Origin of the sequence: Pseudobacillus sp. 179-B 2D1 NHS (assembly GCF_045370945.1) — a bacterium.
GTDB lineage: Bacteria > Bacillota > Bacilli > Bacillales > Domibacillaceae > Pseudobacillus.
Genome location: NZ_JBIQDP010000066.1, coordinates 1 through 1,592, shown reverse-complemented (window position 1 = coordinate 1,592; position 1,592 = coordinate 1). Strand labels below are relative to the sequence as shown.

Here is a 1,592-nt window from a genome sequence, read left to right as displayed (position 1 = left end):
GTTCGTATTATAAGGTCAGCCAGATTTTTCTGGTTGATCTTTTTTGTTTAGGATTTATCCTATCGGTAGCCGGGGTAGAACGTACCTGCCCGTGGAACAACGATTCCGCCAACTAACCTGTTCGCCCCCTACTTGTAGAAACATGTTTGAGGCTGGTTGGGACTGCGATCCCGTATAACAAGCGAAGCTATGAAACTGCAAGCAGGAATTAGGGGTTACCGGCAATCATTCAATCAGGAGGAGATAACAAGCATGAACCCAGTAATTGGTCTGGATGTGGCGAAAGGTGAAAGCCAAGCCCAGGCATTTTTAGACAAAGGAAAACCTTATGGAAAGAGCTTCGGCATTCAGCATACACGTGAGGGATTAGATACATTTCTTCACTTTCTAAAAGAGGTGGAAAAGCAGACAGGACATCAACCTGCGGTCGTTTTAGAGTCAACAGGACACTACCATACTCCCGTCATTCAGTTTCTGGAGGAACATTATTACCTGTTTATTGTCATTAATCCTATCATCTCTTATCAAGCGAAAAAAGCCAGTCTACGCAAGGTAAAAACTGATGCCATTGATGCCTATCATCTAGGGGAACTTTACTACAAAGAAGAACTTGAACCGTATAAAAAAAGAGGAATTCAGCTTTTAAACCTCCGACATTTGACTAGGCAGCATGAAACCCTGACGGGTTTATGTGTTCAAGCCAAGTTACAGTTTCATTCAATTTTAGACCAGGTGTTTCCTGAGTATAGAGGTGTGTTTGGTGACTTGTACTCCAAAGTATCTCTGCATACTTTATTGGAGTTTCCTACGTCAGAAGCTATATTAAACGCTGGAGAAACGAAAGTAGCTGAAAGAATTGCCATACTATGTATGAGCCGTTCCGAACGGTGGGCAAAGGAAAGAACAAAAAAGCTAATGGAGGCAGCCAAACGAAATCCATTTCAAAGCATTATATATCACAGTCACCTCATCAGCCTAGAAATGTATATCAAGATGGTTCTCCAATACCAAGAGCATCTAGCTCAGTTGGAGAGCAAAATTGATGCCCTAGCTGGAGAACTGGAAGAATATAAGATTATCCAATCAATCCCTGGTATAGGAGAAAAGATCGCCGCCACGATTATTTCTGAAACAGGAGAAATTGATCGGTTTAATCATCCTAAGAAACTGGTGGCCTTTGCCGGTATAGATCCTAGTGTTCACTCATCTGGTAAGTTTACAGCTACGATCAACCGTATCACCAAACGAGGCTCAAGCAGGCTTCGGCATGCCTTATACATGGCTGTTCTCTGTGGTATTAGAGGTTCCCGAAATAAAAAGCTGAAAGCTTTCTATGACAGAAAACGAGAAGAAGGAAAACCCTTTAAGGTGGCAATTATAGCCTGTGCCAACAAGCTAATTCATTGGATTTATACTCTTTTGAAACGCAAAGAACTTTTCCTTGACTTAGATTAGAAAGAAATTTTAATTAAAAAACCCAAAACCTTCCACATAGAAAATGGAAGGTTATTTGGCATGTCTATTTTTAGTATAGCATCTAATTCTTAAAATATTTATAGAAAAATATTGACAAACTATTAGCTGGGTTAGTT

Annotated in this window: 1 protein-coding gene; it reads left to right on the top strand. The window is 40.4% G+C overall.

The genetic code is table 11. The features are described from left to right. The first annotated feature begins 252 nt into the window (after positions 1-252). Positions 253-1,455: an IS110 family RNA-guided transposase gene (locus ACH0BF_RS25045; RefSeq protein WP_063442505.1), complete on the top strand. Its 1,203-nt coding sequence runs from the start codon at positions 253-255 to the stop codon at positions 1,453-1,455. Positions 1,456-1,592: the final 137 nt, after the last annotated feature.

Excerpts from the sequence above, each read along its gene's own strand:
- ACH0BF_RS25045 (WP_063442505.1), top strand. The coding sequence starts at position 253 with ATGAACCCAGTAATTGGTCTGGATGTGGCGAAAGGTGAAAGCCAAGCC.